At 69.1% G+C, this 17150-nt stretch carries 12 protein-coding genes; 4 read left to right on the forward strand and 8 right to left on the reverse strand.

Going from position 1 to position 17150, the window contains the following annotated elements; translation table 11 throughout:
- Positions 1 to 17: 17 nt before the first annotated feature.
- On the reverse strand, positions 18 to 1550 hold the full coding sequence (locus C1Y63_RS02865) for a DEAD/DEAH box helicase (RefSeq protein WP_106014960.1): 1533 nt from the start codon (positions 1548 to 1550) through the stop codon (positions 18 to 20).
- Entirely contained in the window at positions 1551 to 2999 is a 1449-nt protein-coding gene (gndA, locus tag C1Y63_RS02870) for an NADP-dependent phosphogluconate dehydrogenase (RefSeq protein ID WP_106014961.1), read from the reverse strand. It lies immediately after the preceding gene.
- Between the two features lie 278 nt (positions 3000 to 3277).
- Between gndA and C1Y63_RS02875 the strand changes: the two genes are divergently transcribed.
- Positions 3278 to 3700, forward strand: a complete 423-nt coding sequence (locus C1Y63_RS02875) for a PaaI family thioesterase (protein ID WP_158256066.1) — start codon at positions 3278 to 3280, stop codon at positions 3698 to 3700.
- A 56-nt stretch (positions 3701 to 3756) separates the two neighbouring features.
- On the opposite strand, the gene C1Y63_RS02880 is transcribed toward C1Y63_RS02875, so the two are convergent.
- Positions 3757 to 4509 carry a YggS family pyridoxal phosphate-dependent enzyme gene (locus tag C1Y63_RS02880; RefSeq protein WP_106014963.1) on the reverse strand — a complete coding sequence of 251 codons (753 nt, stop codon included), beginning with the start codon at positions 4507 to 4509 and terminating at the stop codon, positions 3757 to 3759.
- Between the two features lie 104 nt (positions 4510 to 4613).
- On the opposite strand from C1Y63_RS02880, the gene C1Y63_RS02885 reads away from it, so the two are divergent.
- On the forward strand, positions 4614 to 5213 hold the full coding sequence (locus C1Y63_RS02885; RefSeq protein ID WP_106014964.1) for a bifunctional 2-polyprenyl-6-hydroxyphenol methylase/3-demethylubiquinol 3-O-methyltransferase UbiG: 600 nt from the start codon (positions 4614 to 4616) through the stop codon (positions 5211 to 5213).
- Between the two features lie 73 nt (positions 5214 to 5286).
- Here the strand turns inward: C1Y63_RS02885 and C1Y63_RS02890 are convergent, their stop codons facing one another.
- Entirely contained in the window at positions 5287 to 6555 is a 1269-nt protein-coding gene (locus tag C1Y63_RS02890) for a glycosyltransferase 87 family protein (protein WP_146128842.1), read from the reverse strand.
- 177 nt (positions 6556 to 6732) lie between these two features.
- Positions 6733 to 8151 (reverse strand): NAD(P)/FAD-dependent oxidoreductase, encoded by a 1419-nt coding sequence (locus C1Y63_RS02895; protein WP_106014966.1) that lies wholly within the window; start codon positions 8149 to 8151, stop codon positions 6733 to 6735.
- A 672-nt stretch (positions 8152 to 8823) separates the two neighbouring features.
- On the opposite strand from C1Y63_RS02895, the gene C1Y63_RS02900 reads away from it, so the two are divergent.
- Complete coding sequence (locus C1Y63_RS02900; protein ID WP_146128843.1) at positions 8824 to 10155, forward strand: class I SAM-dependent methyltransferase; 1332 nt, start codon at positions 8824 to 8826, stop codon at positions 10153 to 10155.
- A gap of 65 nt (positions 10156 to 10220) precedes the next feature.
- Here the strand turns inward: C1Y63_RS02900 and C1Y63_RS02905 are convergent, their stop codons facing one another.
- Together C1Y63_RS02905 and C1Y63_RS02910 are read right to left on the reverse strand one after the other, a co-directional pair.
- Positions 10221 to 10910 (reverse strand): DedA family protein, encoded by a 690-nt coding sequence (locus tag C1Y63_RS02905; RefSeq protein ID WP_106014968.1) that lies wholly within the window; start codon positions 10908 to 10910, stop codon positions 10221 to 10223.
- 334 nt (positions 10911 to 11244) lie between these two features.
- A complete protein-coding gene (locus C1Y63_RS02910) occupies positions 11245 to 14184 on the reverse strand; it encodes an FAD-binding and (Fe-S)-binding domain-containing protein (protein WP_106014969.1) in 2940 nt (979 codons plus the stop codon).
- A 562-nt stretch (positions 14185 to 14746) separates the two neighbouring features.
- Between C1Y63_RS02910 and C1Y63_RS02915 the strand changes: the two genes are divergently transcribed.
- Entirely contained in the window at positions 14747 to 15721 is a 975-nt protein-coding gene (locus C1Y63_RS02915) for a bile acid:sodium symporter family protein (protein WP_106014970.1), read from the forward strand.
- Between the two features lie 137 nt (positions 15722 to 15858).
- On the opposite strand, the gene C1Y63_RS02920 is transcribed toward C1Y63_RS02915, so the two are convergent.
- On the reverse strand, positions 15859 to 16401 hold the full coding sequence (locus C1Y63_RS02920; protein ID WP_146128844.1) for a hypothetical protein: 543 nt from the start codon (positions 16399 to 16401) through the stop codon (positions 15859 to 15861).
- Positions 16402 to 17150 lie beyond the last annotated feature (749 nt).

Here is a 17150-nt window from a genome sequence, read left to right on the forward strand (position 1 = left end):
CCTGGCCGGCAGCAGCGCTAGAAGCGGCGGCGGCGACGCGGCCGGGTGCCGTGCTTGTCGCCCACGGCGCTGCCGTCGGCACGCACCTGCACCGGCTTCGTCCGCCGGCGGCCGCGGGGAGTACTACTGGCCTGCTGCTCGGGGGCCTGCGCGGGCGGCTGCGCGCTGGTGTTGCGACGACGGCCCCGCGGGGACTGCGTGGCCGAGGACTCCTCAGCGCGCCGCGCGCGACCCCGGCCGCGGCCGGGGGAGGACCCCGCAGCCTCACGATCCGCGCTGCGGGAGTCGCGAGAGCGGCGCTGCCCGCGTGTCTTCGACCCCTGGCCGCGGCCGGAACCTGCGGCCGGGGTGCCGGCGGGCGCGCCGAACGGCGCCAACGCGGGACCACTGGCGTGGCGGGCACCCATGAGCTCACCGAGGATTGCGGAGTCGGCATCCACCTCGTACTCGGCAGGCGAAATACCAGCCGCGCGGCACAGTGCCTCGACGTCCTTGGTTTGCTCCGGCATCACCAGGGTGACGACGGTACCGCCTGCGCCCGCGCGGGCCGTGCGGCCCGCCCGGTGCACATAGGCCTTGTGCTCCGCCGGGGGATCAATATGGACCACGAGGTCGACACCTGCGACGTCGATGCCGCGGGCGGCGATATCCGTCGCCACGAGGACCGGCACATCGCCGTTCTGGAAGCCCTCGATGGCGCGGGTGCGGGCACCCTGGCCCTTATCGCCGTGCAGGCCGGCGGCGTTAATACCCGCCCGGCGCAGCTTCTTCACCTGCCGGTCGACGGCGTGCTTGGTGCGCATGAACATGATCGTGGTGCCCTCACGGGCGGCGATCCGTTCCACCACCGCAAACCGGCTCGGCCGGTCGGCGACGTGGAGGAGGTAGTGCTCCATCCGGTCGACGGTCGCCTGGGCGGGTGCCGTGGAAAACGTCACCGGATCGTCCATGAACTCGTCGACCAGGGTGGTGATGTCCCCGTCCAGGGTCGCGGAGAACAGCAAGCGCTGCCCGTCGCGCGGCATGGCCTGAAGCAGGCGGCGCACCTGGGGCAAAAAGCCCATGTCCGCCATCTGGTCGGCCTCGTCGAGGGCACACACCTCCACCGCCGCGAAGCTGAGAATCTTCTGGTTGAGGAGATCCTGGGCGCGGCCCGGGGTGGCGACCAGCAGGTCGACCGGCGCGGCCAGGGAGGTGATGTTGCGCTTGATGTTGACGCCGCCGACGACCTCCAGCACGCGCAGCCCGAGGGCTGCCGCCGGGTCCGCCAACCGCTGGCTGACCTGGGCGGCCAACTCGCGGGTGGGCACCAGCACGACGCCGCGGGGGCGCCCCGGGCGGCTCGCGCCACTGGCAGCCAGCCGGGCCAGCATCGGCAGGCCGAAGGTGAAGGTTTTGCCGGAGCCGGTCGGCCCGCGGCCGAGCACATCCCGGCCGGCGAGTGCGGCGGGGATGGCTTCTGCCTGGATGGGGAAGGGCTCGGTGATGCCCTGGGAGCGCAGCTCGCGGCAGATCTCCTCGGGGAGACCGAGATCCCGGAAGGTAGTCACTTAGGCGTCAACCTCAGTTCGGTCACCGCTCCACAGCGTGTGGAAGTGGCCGGGGGCATCGACACGCTCGTAGGTGTGCGCGCCAAAGAAGTCGCGCTGGCCCTGGATGAGGGCCGCGGGCAGGCGCTCCGCGCGCAGCGAGTCGTAGTAGGACAGGGAGGAAGCGAATACCGGGATCGGCAGGCCCCGCTGGGTGGCGGCGACCACGACGCGGCGCCAGGAATCCACCAGGCCCTCCATCTCGGAGCGGAAGTAGGGGTCCAGCAGCAGCGACAGCAACTCCGGGTTGGTGTTGTAGGCGTCGACGATGCGGTTGAGGAACTTCGCGCGGATGATGCAGCCGCCACGCCAAATGGTGGCCAGGTCGCGGGGGTCAACATCCCAGCCGTGCTCCTTGGAACCGGCGGTGATCTCGTCGAAGCCCTGGGCGTAGGCCGCCAGCTTCGAGGCGTAGAGTGCGCGGCGCACATCCTCGACGAAGGCCTCACGGTCGGCGATCGGGGTGGTCACCAGGTCGCCGGAGGGCAGCACCCCAATGGTGGCGGCGCGCTGCTCCCGGGCGCCGGACAGGGCGCGGGCGAACACGGCCTCACCGATACCGGTGACGGGGATACCCAGGTCGAGGGCGGTCTTGACCGTCCAGCGGCCGGTGCCCTTCTGGCCGGCGGAGTCGACGATGACGTCGACGAGCGGCTTGCCGGTCTTCGCATCGACCTGGCTGAGCACCTCGGCGGTGATCTCCACGAGGTAGGAATCCAGGTCGCCCTTGTTCCACTCCTTGAACACCTCGGCGATCTCGGCGGGCTCCATGCCGGCCGCGTAGCGCAGCAGGTGGTAGGCCTCACCAATGACCTGCATGTCGGCGTACTCGATGCCGTTGTGCACCATCTTCACGAAGTGGCCGGCACCATCCTCACCGATGTGGGTGCAGCAGGGCACCCCATCGACCTTGGCGGACACACTCTCCAGCAGCGGGCCGAGGGACTCGTAGGAGGCTGCGGGGCCACCCGGCATGATCGACGGGCCGTTGAGGGCGCCCTCCTCGCCGCCGGAAATACCGGCGCCGACGAAGTTGAGGCCGCGGGCAGCCATCTCGGCCTCCCGGCGGATGGTGTCGGTGTACAAGGAGTTACCGCCATCGATGATGATGTCGCCGGGCTCCATCGCGTCGGCGAGCTGGTTGATGACAGCATCGGTTGCCGGGCCCGCCTGCACCATGATCAGTGCACGGCGCGGCCGCTCCAGGGAGGCGACGAAATCCTCAATGGTGGTCGAGGGGATGAAGTGGCCTTCCGCGCCGTAGGCCTCCATGAAGTGTTCGGTCTTGTCGGTGCTGCGGTTGTACACCGCAACGGTGTGGCCGTGGCGGGCGAAATTGCGGGCAATGTTCGAGCCCATCACCGCCAGGCCCACGACACCAATCTGTGCCAGTGTGTTCTGCTCAGTCATGGTTGTCTACTCTACCCCGTTGTTGCCCGCTTCAGCGCTGCCGACTATCCACAGCCGTGACGAAAAACCCCACGATACTGCCCGTCAGCGCCCCAGGCGAGTGTGGGATCCCACAGGCAAACCCACACAACCGGGCGTGATGTGGGCGTCTGGGGGCGGCCATCGGAGAGGTCTCCGCCCCAGGCCCAACGGCTCGTCCGCGCTGTCAGCCGCCCCAGGGGCGGTGGGTGTGCGGTGGTGCCCGCGTGGGCGTGCCTGCGCCCACTATGGTGGACCGCATGGATATCCACGACATCACCGCCCACCCCCGCGGCCTCGACGCGGCTCTCGGCCTGCGCTATCACACCGTCACCCCCACCCGCGTGGTCGCCAGCCTCGTCGTCGGGGAACACCACCTGCAGCCCGGGGGACTCGTGCACGGGGGCATCTACTGTGCGCTCGCCGAATCCTGCGGCAGCGTGCTCGGCATGGCGGCCCTGCGCGACCGGGAGGATGAGGATGCCCACGGCATGGTCGTCGGGGTGAACAACAGCACTGATTTCCTGCACCCGGTGAAGTCCGGCGTCATCGACATTGAGGCCACCGTCATCACCAGCGGTCGCCGCACCCAGCTGCTCGCGATCGAGATGAAAAACCGGGATCGGCTCGTCGCCCGCACCACCCTGCGCACCATGGTGATCCCACCGCTGGCACAGGCGTAACACGCGCGGCCACCGTGGTCGCCCGCGCGCGACTTGCGTCAGTCGGCTGCCGGCCGCTATCCGCGGGGGCCGAAAATCGCCTGGCCGACCCGCACGCAGGTCGACCCGTGGGCGATTGCGAGCTCGAAATCGCCCGACATGCCCATGGACAGCTCCTGCAGCCACTCCTCGGGCACCCGGCCCCGCAAGCCGTCGCGGACGTCCGCGAGCCGGGTGAAGCAGGCCGCCACGGCAGCACGGTCGGGGGAGTGCAGTGCCACGGTCATCAGCCCGCGGGGGCGGAGGTGCGGAAACTCGGAGAGCGCGTCGACAAACGCCTCGACGTCTGCGGGCCGCAGGCCCGCCTTTTGCGGCTCATCGGAGGTATTGACCTGCACGAGGACGGGCAGTTCGCGTTCGGCGGCGGCGAGCCGGCGTTCGAGTGCCGCGGCCACCGACAGGCTGTCGAGCGCCTGAAACTCGGCCGCGTGCGCGGCAATGAGCTTTGCTTTGTTGGACTGCAGTTGGCCGATCTGCACGAATTCCACCTGCATCTCGCCCGCGGCCTGGGCTTTGAGGGCGAGTTCCTGGGGGCGGTTCTCCCCAAACTGGGTCATGCCGGCGGCAGCGGCGCGGGCGATGACCTCCAGCGGGTAGGTTTTCGACACGGGCAGCAGGCGGATCTGCTGCGGGTCGCGCCCGGCAGCAATCGCCGCGGCATCCACCCGGGCCCGAATGGCGGTCCAGCGTGCTGCAAGTTCTTCCACCGTGGGCCACGCGTCAAGAGCGGCGGGCTGGGGCGGGGCGGGGTGGGGGTCGTGCGGCGTCACGGGGTGTAAGCATACTGCGTCTGCTGCGGGGCGGGGTGGACTGTGTTGTGCACAGCGGGTGAAAAACCGCCCCGGCCGCCCCCTCGACAGGTAGCCTGGTTCGCATGCCTACGTGGAACGACTTGATCGCGAATAATCCCGCCCACTCGCAGAACTACGCCGCCCGCTGGGAACGCTTTGAGCACCAGGGCGACGACATCGTCGGCGAAGCCCGCCTCATTGACGCCATGGCGCAGCGGCACGCCAAGATCCTGGACGCCGGCTGCGGACAGGGCCGTATTGGCGGCTACCTGGCGCAGGCCGGCCACGAGGTGACGGGCGTGGACTTGGACCCCTACCTCGTGGAGATTGCCCGGGCGAAGTACCCGGACGCCCAGTTCGTCGTCGGCGACCTGGAGCACGATGAGATGCCGGGCGGCGACTACGACCTCATTGTCTCCGCGGGCAACGTGGTGGCCTTCCTTGAGGTCGAGGGCCGCCGCCCGGCGCTGCAGGCCCTGGCGAAGGTCCTGGCACCCCAGGGGCGGATGGTCATTGGTTTTGGCGCGGGCCGCGGCTATAGCTTCGCCGAGTTCCGCGCGGATGCGGCCGCCGCCGGCCTGGTGGAGCAGCAGGCGTACTCCACCTGGGATCTGCAGCCCTTCACCCCGGAGTCCCAGTTCCTCGTGTCCGTCCTCGTGCACGCGGAGAACCCGCAGGCCTAACACGAGTACCGGCCGGATAGACGAACACCCCGGGCAGGACAGTCCTGCGCGGGGTGTGCGCTGCGCGCCGCTGCTAGTAGCGGCGGTCGGCCGGGTGCCGGTCGGCCACACCACGGGCCGCCAGCGCTAGCACCACGGTGGCAATGATGAGGGTCACCGACTGGGATTCCCCGAGGGCGTGCTGCCAGGCGGCGTAGCCCTTGTCGGGGTCGAGCAGGTGGTTCGGCCCCCACCACTGCACCAGGCCGAAGGCCAACGCCCACCACCGCAGCCGGGCCTTGTCGGCGAACAAGGTGACCACGACCGGCACCCACAGCACGAGCACCGCCCAGTGGTGGGTGACGGCGTAGGGCTGCAGCAGGCACAGCATGAACACGAACATCGCGAGGCTGAGCAGCGGGTGGCCTTTGCGGGAGTAGGTGACCATCGCCCACAGGCCCAGCCCCCCGAGCAACACCACGCCCGCACCCCACAGCACGAGGAACAGGGTGGAGTTGGGGTCGGCGATCTCCCGGGCGATGAGCCCACTCAAGGCCTGGTTGCGGAAGAAGTCTTTTTGCCCGGCACGGTCGGTGTTCCACATCTCCACCGTCCAGAAGTGCAGCGAGTCCTCGGCGCGCACCAGCCACCCCACGATCAAGGTGACCAGCCCCATGGCGACCGCGCGGGCGGCCGCCGCCCAGTCGCGGCGGATGAGGAACACCAAGCCGAAGGCCGCGGGCGTGACCTTGATGCCGGCCGCGAGCCCCACCCCCAGGCCGCGCAGCCGGTGCGGCAGCACGCCGGCCACATCGGCGATGACGAGCATCGCCAGGTAGGTGTCGATCTGCCCGAAACCCATCCCGTTGTCGATGGGCTCCGCCGACAGGGCTACGCCCAGCAGGCACAGCCCGAGGAACATGGCGGTGCGGCGGCCGAAACCGCCGAGCGCGAGCCCGGCACTGACAATGATGAACACGCAGACGACCTGGCCGAAGTTCCACGCGAGCCGCAGGGGGGTTTGGGGCACGTACGCCAGGGGGGACATCACGAGTGCCGCGAACGGCGGGTAGATGAACCCGAAGCCGCTGCGCGAATAGAAGCCCTCAAACAGGGGGCCGTCGGTGCGGAATGCGCGGGCCGCATCCTGGAAGACCTGTAGGTCCATGAGGAACCCGTGGGCGGCGAGCCGGTAGTTGACCACCAGCGCCCACACAGTAAAGCCGAGGCCAATGCCGCAGGCGACGAGCAGCCACTGCGCGGCCGACAGGGGTGGCGCGATCCGGGGGCGGGTGGGTGCGGGCACTGTCGCGCCAGGCGGCGGGGTCGGCGCGGCGGGGGAGGGGGGCGTCGTCGGCGTCACAGGTGGGCCTTTTGTGTTGTGGTCGGGGCGTGGGGTGGGCACCTCACGCGGTGAGAAATTACCGTGACACACCCTAGCAAGCGCACGCGCAACACCCCCGCCTCATCCGCCCGGGCAGGGGGATGAAAGACGGGGGTGTGGTGCGCGCTCACGAAGGAGCAGTGTGCGCGGGGCGGTTTACTTGCCGGTGAAGCGCTGGGTGTCGAGGATCTCGATGGGGGTGTCGTCCTGCTTCGAGTCGCCGGCCTCCTTGGCGAGGCGCGCCAGCTTCGCCAGGGCGTTGCGGGCGTGCAGCTGCTGGCGGGTGGTGGTCAGCTGCCAGCGGTTGCGGGACACGGAGTTCAGGCCCCAGGCGACCGCCGAGACGAAACGGTTGCGGAAGCCGACGAGGAACATCAGGTGCACGGCCAGCCACAGCAGCCACCCGATGAAGCCGGTGACCTCGACCTTGCCGAGCTTGACCACGGCGGAGAAGCGGGACACGGTGGCCATGGAGCCCTTGTCGAAGTACTCGAACTCGCCGCGGCCGCCGGCGGGGCGACCATCGGCCTCCGCGGCGAGGTTCTCGGCAACGTACTCGCCGGCCTGGATGGCGACCTGGGCGACACCGGGCAGGCCCTGGTAGCTCATCATGTCGCCGATGATGAACACGTTGGACTTGTCGCCGACGCTCAGGTCCGGGCCGACCGGCACGCGGCCGGCGCGGTCGACCTCGACACCGAGCTGTTCGGCGACGAGCTTGCCCAGCGGGCTGGCGGCCACACCGGCCGACCAAATCTTGCAGAAGCTTTCGATGGTCTCCACCGAGTCGTCCTTGGTGGACTTGAAGGTCACCGAGGTGGCGTCGACGTTGGTGACGATGCTGTTGAGCTTCACCGTCACGCCCAGCTTCTCCAGCTGGCGCTGGGCGTTGCGGCCCAGGCGCTTACCGAAGGGCGGCAGCACCTGCGGCGCGCCGTCGAGGAGAATGATCTTCGCGGAGGAGGGGTCGAAGTTGGAGTACTCGCCCTTGAGGGTGCGGTGCGCCATCTCTGCGAGCTGGCCGGCCAGCTCCACACCGGTCGGGCCGGCGCCGACGACGACGAAGGTGAGCAGGCGCTCCCGCTCAGCGGGGTCGGTGCACAGCTCGGCGCGCTCGAACGCGCCGATGATGCGGGCACGGATCTCGAGGGCGTCGTCAATGTTCTTCATACCGGGCGCGAACTCGGCGAAGTGATCGTTGCCGAAGTAGGACTGGGAGGCGCCGGCGGCGATGATCAGCGAGTCGTACTCGTAGGTGCGGGTGAAGTCCCCGAGGCGGGTGGTGACGATCTGGGTGTCGACGTCAATGTCGACGACCTCGCCCTTGACCACGTGCGCGTTGTCCTGATCTTTGAGGATCTGGCGGGTCGAGGGGGCGATTTCGCCCGACGACAGGATGCCGGTGGCCACCTGGTACAGCAGCGGCTGGAACAGGTGGTGGTTGGTGCGGTCAATCAGGGTGACGTCAACGTCGGCGTTCGCGAGCTTCTTGGCCGCGAACAGGCCGCCGAAACCGGCACCGATGATGACCACGTGGTGGCGTCCGCCTTCAGGTCGAAACGGCTTGTCAGTCATGTGGCGTGTGTACTCCTTGCACGATGGTGTTGCGCCGCCACCCACACCCCGGAGCTTCCGGCGTGCAGCGTGGCGTGCCGGGGTCGGGTTGGTGGCGGTCGAGGTGGGTCCCATGGTAGCGGTTTGTGTCGGATAACTCACACTGTGTGTGCCTGGGGCGCCACAGTGGGCAGACACCTCGGCCACAGTGGCCGGGCCGCGCCGGGTGCTCCGTCGTACCCCGCGCCGCTGTGTGGCCGCCGCACCGCGGCCTGTTTGCCCCGTTGTCGGACAGGTTTCGCCCGTCACCCACCGCCGCGGCACGCGGGGTAGGGGAACTGGTGACACGTACCCAGAATGTGAACTGGGGCGCACCCGCGCGCCCGCGGTGAAATACCCCGCAGGGGCCTCGCGTGACGCCTCCCCGCACCCGCAGCTCGCTGGCAGTGTGTGAGTTTGCTGGGAACCCGGCATGGGTCCCCACACCTGGAGGTCAAGTGTGAGACATTGCAGTACGCGCCACCCGCCACCGGCCACACACGCCCGCACCACGCTGCCGCGCGCGTGGGCAGGCCGTGTGCGGCCCGCGCCGGTGAGTGAAGGTGCGCGCCCAACTGTGTCTGCTGTTGTCGTGACCCTCGTGGAAGGTTCCCCTCGTGCTGTTCATCCCCGTCACTGGTGCCGGTGGCTGCCATGCCTAGCGTCGAGTTCGCCCACCTGGCGGGCCTCGACCCGCAGCTCTGGCCGGAGCTCGTGCAGGTGCCAGTGACCCGCACCTTCCGGGCGCAGGCGCACGCGGAGGCGGAGCTGGCCCGCGCAGCAGCCGCCGGTGGCATCAACCTCGACCCCGCCCGCGCAGGTGATGGCGTGCCCAGCCTGGTGGTGCACCACGATGCTGTGTTCGCCCGCATGGCGACCCGCGGCTGGTTGGGTTTCGCCGAGGGCTTTTTCGCCGGCGAGTGGGATTCCGCGCAGCTTGCCGAAGTGCTACGCCTGCTGCTGGCGGCGGGTTTTCAGCCCGGGGAGTCGCGGGTGCGTCGCGGCCACACCCAGGTGCCTGCCGCACCGCGCCACCCGGGCGGGGACCTGCCCTGGGAGGTGGTGTCCCTGTATTCGCCGACGCCGATTCCGGTGGATGTGGCGGGCCTGTACGCCAGCGGGGTGGCGACCACCGCCCGCGTGGAGCGGCCCAATCACATCGGGCGCCGCGGTGCCCCGCCGACCATCCCCGTGGAGGTGACGACGGTGCAGGCCCCGGTCGCCGTGGAACGCGCCGATCTGGCGGCCGCCCAGCTGCGGGCGGTGGATTCCCTGCTGGACTTGGCGTGGGTGACCCGCGGTACGGATGTGCTGGATATGCCGGCGACGACGGCGCTGGTGGCGCTCGCCGCTGCGGAGCGTGGCGCCGTGGTCGATGCGGTGTGCATGGATCATGACGTCGCTGAGGCGATGGCCGTGCAGATCGGAGACGTTGCGAGCGTCGACGTGTGCGAGCAGGTCGTGCCGCCGCGCAGCCAGTGGCGGGGCCGCTACGAGGCAGTGATTTCCGCAGGCCGCCTGGAGATGCTGGGGTCTGCTGGGGTGACCGAGCTCCTCCACGGCATGGATCGTTTGCTCAGCCCCGGTGGCCGGGCCGCCGTGCAGACGACGATCGCGACGGAGCGTTTCGGGCGCGTGCGCGAAGCGGCGCTGGCCCCCATCCGCACCTACCTGTGGCCCGCCTACGAACCCCAGCCCCTGGAGGGGCTGCGGGCCGCCATCGACGGGCGCACGGGGCTGCGCCTGCACACGGAGAAGTACATCAGCAGCCACGCGCAGCTGACGGTGCAGCTGCAGGGGCAGCTGTTTGCCTCCCAGGAACGCAAGGCGGCCGCCGCGGGCATCGATGCCGTGACACGCAGGCTGTGGCGCTATTGGCTGGCCTTCCAGGAAGCTCTGCTCGCCGAGGGGGCGCTGGAGGTGGTGCAGCTCGGCATCGCCCACAAGCCCCGCCGCGCACCAACCGCTACGCGCGTCACCCGATGAAAAAACCGCACCGGCAACAGGGCCGGTGCGGGCGGGGGAGTGTCGACGACGTGAAGGACAAGCGCTTAGGCCGAGGTGTTCACGTCCGACGCCGCAGCATCCGAGGCGTGCGCGGCACTAGCGTCGGCATCCGTGTCGGCCACGAGGGCTGTGCGGTCCTGCCGGGACTTCTTCACGATCATGTAGATCTGGTAGCTGAACGGGATGAGCAGTGTCGCCAACCCCGCCCAGATGAACCAGTGCATGTACTGCTGCACGAGCGGGATCTCCCCGAGGAGGTAGCCCGCCAGCGGGATGAGCGCACCCCAGGCGAAAGACCCCAGCACCGAGTAGAAGGTGAACTTGCGGTGGTTCATCTGCGACAGGCCCGCCACCACCGGGGTGACGGTGCGCACCACCGCGATGAAGCGGGCGATGAACACGGTCGCCGCGCCAAAGCGGTCGAAGAAGTGGTGGGATTTCTCCACCGCATCGGGGCCGATCCACTGCATGGCCCGGGAGTGCAGGATGGCCGGGCCGACGCGGCGGCCGATGGCGTAGCCCAGTTGGTCGCCCAGGATGGCCGCCAGCGGGATGCCCAACATCAGCGTCCATAGGGGAGTAAACGGCTGCTCCGCGTGGGCCATCATGCCGGCGGTGAACAGTAGTGTGTCGCCGGGGAAGATGAACCCAATGAGCAGGCCGGTCTCCATGAAGACGATGAGGAGGATGCCGACGAGCCCGAAGGTGCTCAAGAGCATATTGACGTCAAACAACGCTTGGGCCGTCAACTTTCTGGACTGGACTTCGGGGGAGGCGTGGGCGAGAGGCGCCCACGCGGGGCGTGTGCGGCCGCGGCCTGGGCCGGCGACCGTTCTCTGCTGTTGAGACTACCCCATGACGGGGGTAGTGGCCATCCTGCGCGCCCGCCGTGAAACGGGCAGGACCGGGCAGCACGACTGCGACACGCGACACTCCCGCGGGTCGGCGGCCACGACGGGAGGAACCCGGCTCGCCTGCCGTCAGGAGATCCACCCGGCGCGCCCACAACTCCAGTCAAGCCTGATGTCTGGAATGTGGTTGGTTGGCGCGCGGGTGGCCGCGATCCTGTTAGGGGGTGACGACGGGGCGCGAAGCCCGCTCGAGGAACAGGGCGATGTTCTCATAGGGCTTGCCCGCCACCATCTGCAGACCCATTTCGCAGGTGCGGTTGTCGGAGACAAAGGCGTCGAAGTCGCGGGCGTCGAGGGTGCGGCGCTCTTCCCGGGTGGCCGATTCGACGAGCTCCGGGTGGAGCAGCCCGCGGTCGCCGGCGGTACCGCAGCAGCTCGTGCCGTCGGGGACGACGACGTCGGTCGTGCACAGGCGCACCAAGTCGGTGAGCGCATCGTTGATGCCCATGTGCGTCGTCGAACACGTGGGGTGCACGGCGACCGCGTCGAAGTGGGTGGTGAAGGTCAGTGCCTCGGCGACCTCGTCGCGCAGCCATTCGACGATGTCGAGGATACGCAGCTGTGCGAAGCGCTCCCGCCACTGCTCCTCGAGGGCACTAGGCACTTGTTCCAGCAGGCCGTGGGTGCAGCTGGCGGCGTCGACGATGATGGGAAGCGCGCCGTGCTCGGACCACTCCCACAGATCGGCCGCGATCTTGCGGGCCTGGTAGGCGAAGCCTTCCTTGTATCCCTTGGACGACCACGGGGTGCCGCAGCAGTCCTCGCCCACCCCGCCGGGAATCCACACGGGGCGCCCGGCGCGGCGGCCAAGTTCGACGACCGCGTCCGGCAGGGGCAGCGCTTCTGCGGCATGCGGGGCGCCGAAGATGCGGTTGATGCAGGCGGGGAAGTACACCGCCGTCGCCCCCTCGCGGAACGTTTCCGGCAGGTGCGCGGGTGCCGCCTGCGGCAGCGCCCCCGGCAGGGTGGGCAGCAGGTCGGGGCTGATGACCTTCCGCAGGGTGTCTGCCACGGCGGCGAGCCCCCGGTAGCCGACGGCACGCTGCACGGTGCCGGCGGCACCGACGCCGAGGCGCACGCCACCGGCGACCTGCCCCCAGGTCTTCGCCAGCTGCAGCGCCACCTTCGCCGCCCCGGGGCGGACCTGTTGGGCGCGCAGCCCCTTCATCACCTTGCCGGTGTCGATGGACACCGGGCACGCCACGGAGCACACGCCGTCGGCGGCGCACATGTCGATGGCGTCGTACTGGTATTCCTCGTGCAGGGTGGCCAGCAGCTTGGAGTCCTCCGGCTGGCGGGCCATCTCGCGGCGCAGCACGATGCGCTGCCTGGGGGTGACGGTGACGTGCCGGGAGGGGCACACCGGCTCGCAGAAGCCGCACTCCACGCAGTCGTTGATTTCGTCCTCCACCTTCGGGAAGGACTTGAAGTTCTGCAGGTGGATCTGCTGGTCCCGGGTGAGTTTCACATCCGGGGCGAGGATGCCGTGCGGGTCGAGCAGATCCTTGACGCGCCACATCATCTCGAAGGCGCGGCTGCCCCATTCGCGCTCCACGAAGGGGGCCATGTTGATGCCGGTGCCGTGCTCCGCCTTGAGGGAGCCCTGGTACTTGCCGATGACGAGCTCGGCGAGGTCGTCGAGGAAGCGGGCGTAGTCGGCGCGGTCCTGCGGGTTGGCGAGCCGGGGCAGGAGGAAGAAGTGCAGGTTGCCGAAGGCGGCGTGGCCCATGACCATCTGCGGGTAGCCGTACTCGCCCAGCAGGTCGAGCAGGTCGGCGGAGGCCTCGCCGATGTCGCTCGGCGGGAAGCACACGTCCTCGGTGATGAGCGCGGAGCCCTGGGGGCGGCCGGAGCCGATGAGACCGAAGAGTCCGTTGCGGATCTGCCACGCGCCACTCATGCCGGCCGGGGTGGAGTCGAAGGTGAGCGGGGCGGTGAGCTGCGCGTCGGCGAGTACGTCCTCCACGGCCGCAATCTGGGCGGCCAGTTCGTCCTCGTCGCGGCCGCCGACTTCCACGAGGAGGGCGGCTTCGTCGTCGCCGATCGTGGCCCAGGATGCGGGCGCCTGGGGGAAGTTGCCCACCGAGCGCTTGAGTACCGGGGCGACGAGCAGTTCGCAGGCCAGGGCGCCGGCCTGCATGATGCTGTGCACGTAGCGGGCCGCCTGCTTAAGGTCGGGCAGCATCACCCACGCCACCGCCTTCTTCCGCGGCAGCGCGACCGTGCGAATCGTGGCCTCCGTGATCGCGCCCAGGGTGCCCTCGGCGGACACCATGAGCTTGAGCAGGATGTCGACGGGGGTGTCGGCGTCGAGGAAGGCGTCGAGGCGCAGGCCGTTGGTGTTGCGGATGGAGAACTTCCGCTGCAGGAGCGCCACGAGGTCCTTATCGGCGCGGATCTCCTCGCGCAGTGCTTCCAGGCCGGCGTAGAGCTCCGGTTCGGCGGCCGCCAGCCGGGCGTTGGCCTCCGGGTCGGTGGTGTCGACGATGGTGCCACTCGGCAGGACGATCGTGGCGGACTCCAGGGTGTGGTAGCTGTCCCGCTCCACAGAGCAGCGCATGCCGCCGGAGTTGCAGGCGAGGATGCCGCCGATGGTGCACACGGAGGTCGACCCCGGGTCGGCGCCAATCATGTAGCCTGCGCGGCCGAGGACGGCCTGGGCGTCGCCGAGGATCACCCCGGGGCGCGACCACAGGCGCCGGCCGCCGTCGCGAACCTCCATGCCCCGGAAGTGGGTCTTGAGGTCCACGAGAATGTCGTCGGTCATCGCCTGCCCGTTGAGCGACGTGCCCCCGGAGCGGAACACCAGGTGGTGGCCGGAGGTGCGGGCGTAGCGCATCAACGCCGACAGGTCCGTGGCGTTGCGGGGCCGCACCACGACCTGCGGCACCTGCCGGTAGGGGGAGGCGTCCGAGGCGTAGCGGATGAGATCGCTGATGCGGGTGAGCACATTGTCGTCGCCGACGATGGCGGCGAGCTCCCTCCGCAAGGGTTCGGGGGTGCCTGCCCAGCGGGAGGCAGGCACCGCGTCCGGCTGCGGCTCACTTCCGGCGGGCTGGCCGATGAGCTGCGGGTTTGGGCTGAACAGCTGAGTCATGGTTGGTAGCTTACCGCCCCCACACACCCCGCGTCGGGGGTAGGGCACCCTGAAAAATATGTTGCCTACTGCATAGTGCGATAGTGTTATTTGCCACAGAGGCGAGCCACCCCTCGCCACGAACCACGATGCGCCCGCGCCACACCCGGCGCCGCCACTCGCGCCCCTTGTCACTGCGGGCGTGCCCGCGAGCCCACCACACGCTCGCCCAGGGACCGGCCATCGACACGCCCGACGCTCGTGCTGTCACGGATGGGGCAGTACGAGCGCACAGCGCTGCCAGTCTTCCTGCGCGCAGGTGCACAGGAGCCCCACGCCACCGCCTGCCGCCTGGGCTGGCCCGCAGAAGTGCCGCAGCAACCCCACGCGCCCGGCAGGAGGACTCTTCTTCGCCGGTGCGCTGCCGCGCCGGCAGGGGAGAAGACCCCCGGGATTTTACGGCCGCTCATCCGCGCCACACCCCCAGCGCCGACGCGCATCACGCGTGCGGCACCACACCCCATACACCCCACACACTCCACGACACGACTTTAAATCTTTTGCGAAAGCGACGAACAACGCCATGAGTTTGCTTGATACGCCCAGCGTGCACGACGCCCAGGACGCCACCAAAGAAGACATGTCCGCCAAGCTGGCGGTCGCCGTTTTCCCCCTCGTGGTGCTCCTCGGCGCGGCGTTCGCCTACGTCAACCCGACCCCGATGCTGGGGTTCAAGCCCCACCTGACCAACCTGCTCATGGTCATCATGTTTTGCATGGGCCTGACGCTCACCCTGCCGGACATCGGCACCGTCGTGCGCCGGCCGTGGCCCATCTTCCTCGGCGTGGCCTGCCAGTACATCGTCATGCCCGCCTCCGCGATCCTGGTGTCGAAGATGCTGGGCCTGTCGACGGAGCTCACCATCGGTCTGCTGCTCCTGGGCAGCGTGCCGGGTGGTACGGCCTCCAACGTCATTGCCTACCTGGCGAAGGGCGATGTCGCCCTGTCTGTGGCGATGACCAGCGTGTCCACCCTGCTGTCGCCGCTGCTCACGCCGGTGATCATGCTGTGGCTGGCGGACGCCGAAACCCAGGTGGATGCCTCCGGCATGATGCTGAGCCTCGTCAAGACGGTCCTCGTGCCCGTGATCGGCGGCCTCGTGCTGCGCCTGGTGGCCAACCGCCTGGTCACCGCCCTGTTGCCGGTGCTGCCGTGGCTGTCCATCCTCGTCATCGGTATCGTGCTCATGACGGTGGTGGCGGTGAACTCGGAGCGCCTGGCCACCGTCGGCCTCATCGTGGTCCTCGGGGTGGCGATCCAGAACCTTGTGGGCTTCATCTTCGGCTACTTCAGCCCGAAGCTCATCCGTCAGAGGGAGGCAGCGTGCCGCACCACCGCCATTGAGGTCGCCACCCAAAACTCTGCGCTCGCCTCCGCAATGGCCACCCAGTTCTTCACCCCGGAGGCGGCGATCCCGGGCGCGGTCGCCACGGTGTATGCCAACGTCTCCGGCGCGGTCTACGCCGCCATCGTGCGCCGCCGGCCCATCACCGACTAGCAAGCCCTCCATAGAGGCACAGACGGCCGCAGCAGATCCGCGCATGCACACGCGTGTCAGGGATCCGCTGCGGCCATCGCTGCGTGGTGGGGCAGTGGCGTCCGTGATAAGTCCCGCGGGTGGTGTGTGGGGAACCTTTAGCGTGGGGTCGTCGACTCGGTGCCGACAGGAACGAGGTCGGCGCCCCGGAAGCGGTACTCGCCTCGGGTATAGCGACTGGGGCAGCAATCGGGGTCCTGCGGAGCGTGGGAGGCAAAGCCCAGTCGCACTGTGCCTGCCGGGGTGACGCTCAATTCCTTGAATGGGGCGCGCCGCAGCGCCGCCGGCCGCCATCCTGACGTGCGGCTCCCAGGATTGGTCACAAGGTGCAGATCCTGGTCGACGAGGAAGAGTTGTTCGGGCCAATCGACCCCACCGCGCCAACACTGCATCGCCACCACGTACTCGAAGGTTCCATCGCGATCGACATCGATCACGTAGCCGCGAATCTGCTCGGCGAGCTGCGCCGTCGACGCACTGGCATCGTCCTTCCGGTAGACGGCGCGCGGATCGCTGGTGAGGATGGTGACTGCACCACCCGGATCCTTGAGCGCAGAGGTCTCTAGGCGTCCGCGGATCATCCGACCGGGGTTCTGCTCACAGATCGCCGGCAGCTGCATGCTGAGCATCTGAGTGCGCACGGCCAGGGGGATGCGATCACCAGGTGCAGCAGGGATCGTCGTCGAGGTGCCGGGAAGGTGGACGGTGCCACGCTGATCAGTGGCGTTCGGGCTGTTGCTGCCTGCGCTACCGCCACCACCGGTGGTGCTGGTGTTCCCGCCGCCCCCGGGGTTTCCAAAGCCCCCGCCAGGGGAATCGGTGTGAGCACCGGGACGAGTGCCCTGTCCAGGCTGCTGTCCTGCCGACCGCGCTGGGGTCTGGGAACTTCCCACGGCAGGGCCAGCGAACAGTGTGCCGAAAAGGAGCACGCCGATGAGGAGTGGGAGCGGGTTGTTGGGGTCAAGGAACCCCTGGGGGATGGTACTCCAAGGTGGCGGCGCAGCTGCGGGTCGGTGATCCGCCGTGCCAGGCAGCGAGGATTGCGCTTCCGCAGCGGGTGTCTGCACGGTGCCCACCATGCACGCCATACTCGTGCCGAGAGCAACGACCGCTCGCACCAGGCGGCGGCGCGTGGTGTGCGCAGTACCAGGGGATAGGGAGCGGACCCCAATCACGGGGCCCGGGGTGGTGGGAGCGTTCATGGAGACGGCCGACCTTTCACGGAAGCATGGGGAATCGCGGGTGTCGCGCGGCTGACGGCCGACATGTCGCGCAGGTCTTTCAGCCGGCGACCCAACGGAAGAACACTCTGCGACACTAACGCCTGTGACCAGCAGAAATCATGGCTGCGATTACCCCCGACGTGCGCGTGTGGTGGCACAGCACATGG

It is taken from the genome of Corynebacterium sp. 13CS0277, from assembly GCF_002994655.1.
Lineage (GTDB): Bacteria > Actinomycetota > Actinomycetes > Mycobacteriales > Mycobacteriaceae > Corynebacterium.

What these genes read in the sequence shown, in the direction of transcription:
- C1Y63_RS02900 (WP_146128843.1), top strand. Translation starts at nt 8,824, where the DNA reads ATGCCTAGCGTCGAGTTCGCCCACCTGGCGGGCCTCGACCCGCAGCTC.
- C1Y63_RS02915 (WP_106014970.1), top strand. Translation starts at nt 14,747, where the DNA reads ATGAGTTTGCTTGATACGCCCAGCGTGCACGACGCCCAGGACGCCACC.
- gndA (WP_106014961.1), bottom strand. Translation starts at nt 2,999, where the DNA reads ATGACTGAGCAGAACACACTGGCACAGATTGGTGTCGTGGGCCTGGCG.
- C1Y63_RS02875 (WP_158256066.1), top strand. Translation starts at nt 3,278, where the DNA reads ATGGATATCCACGACATCACCGCCCACCCCCGCGGCCTCGACGCGGCT.
- C1Y63_RS02895 (WP_106014966.1), bottom strand. Translation starts at nt 8,151, where the DNA reads ATGACTGACAAGCCGTTTCGACCTGAAGGCGGACGCCACCACGTGGTC.
- C1Y63_RS02910 (WP_106014969.1), bottom strand. Translation starts at nt 14,184, where the DNA reads ATGACTCAGCTGTTCAGCCCAAACCCGCAGCTCATCGGCCAGCCCGCC.
- C1Y63_RS02885 (WP_106014964.1), top strand. Translation starts at nt 4,614, where the DNA reads ATGCCTACGTGGAACGACTTGATCGCGAATAATCCCGCCCACTCGCAG.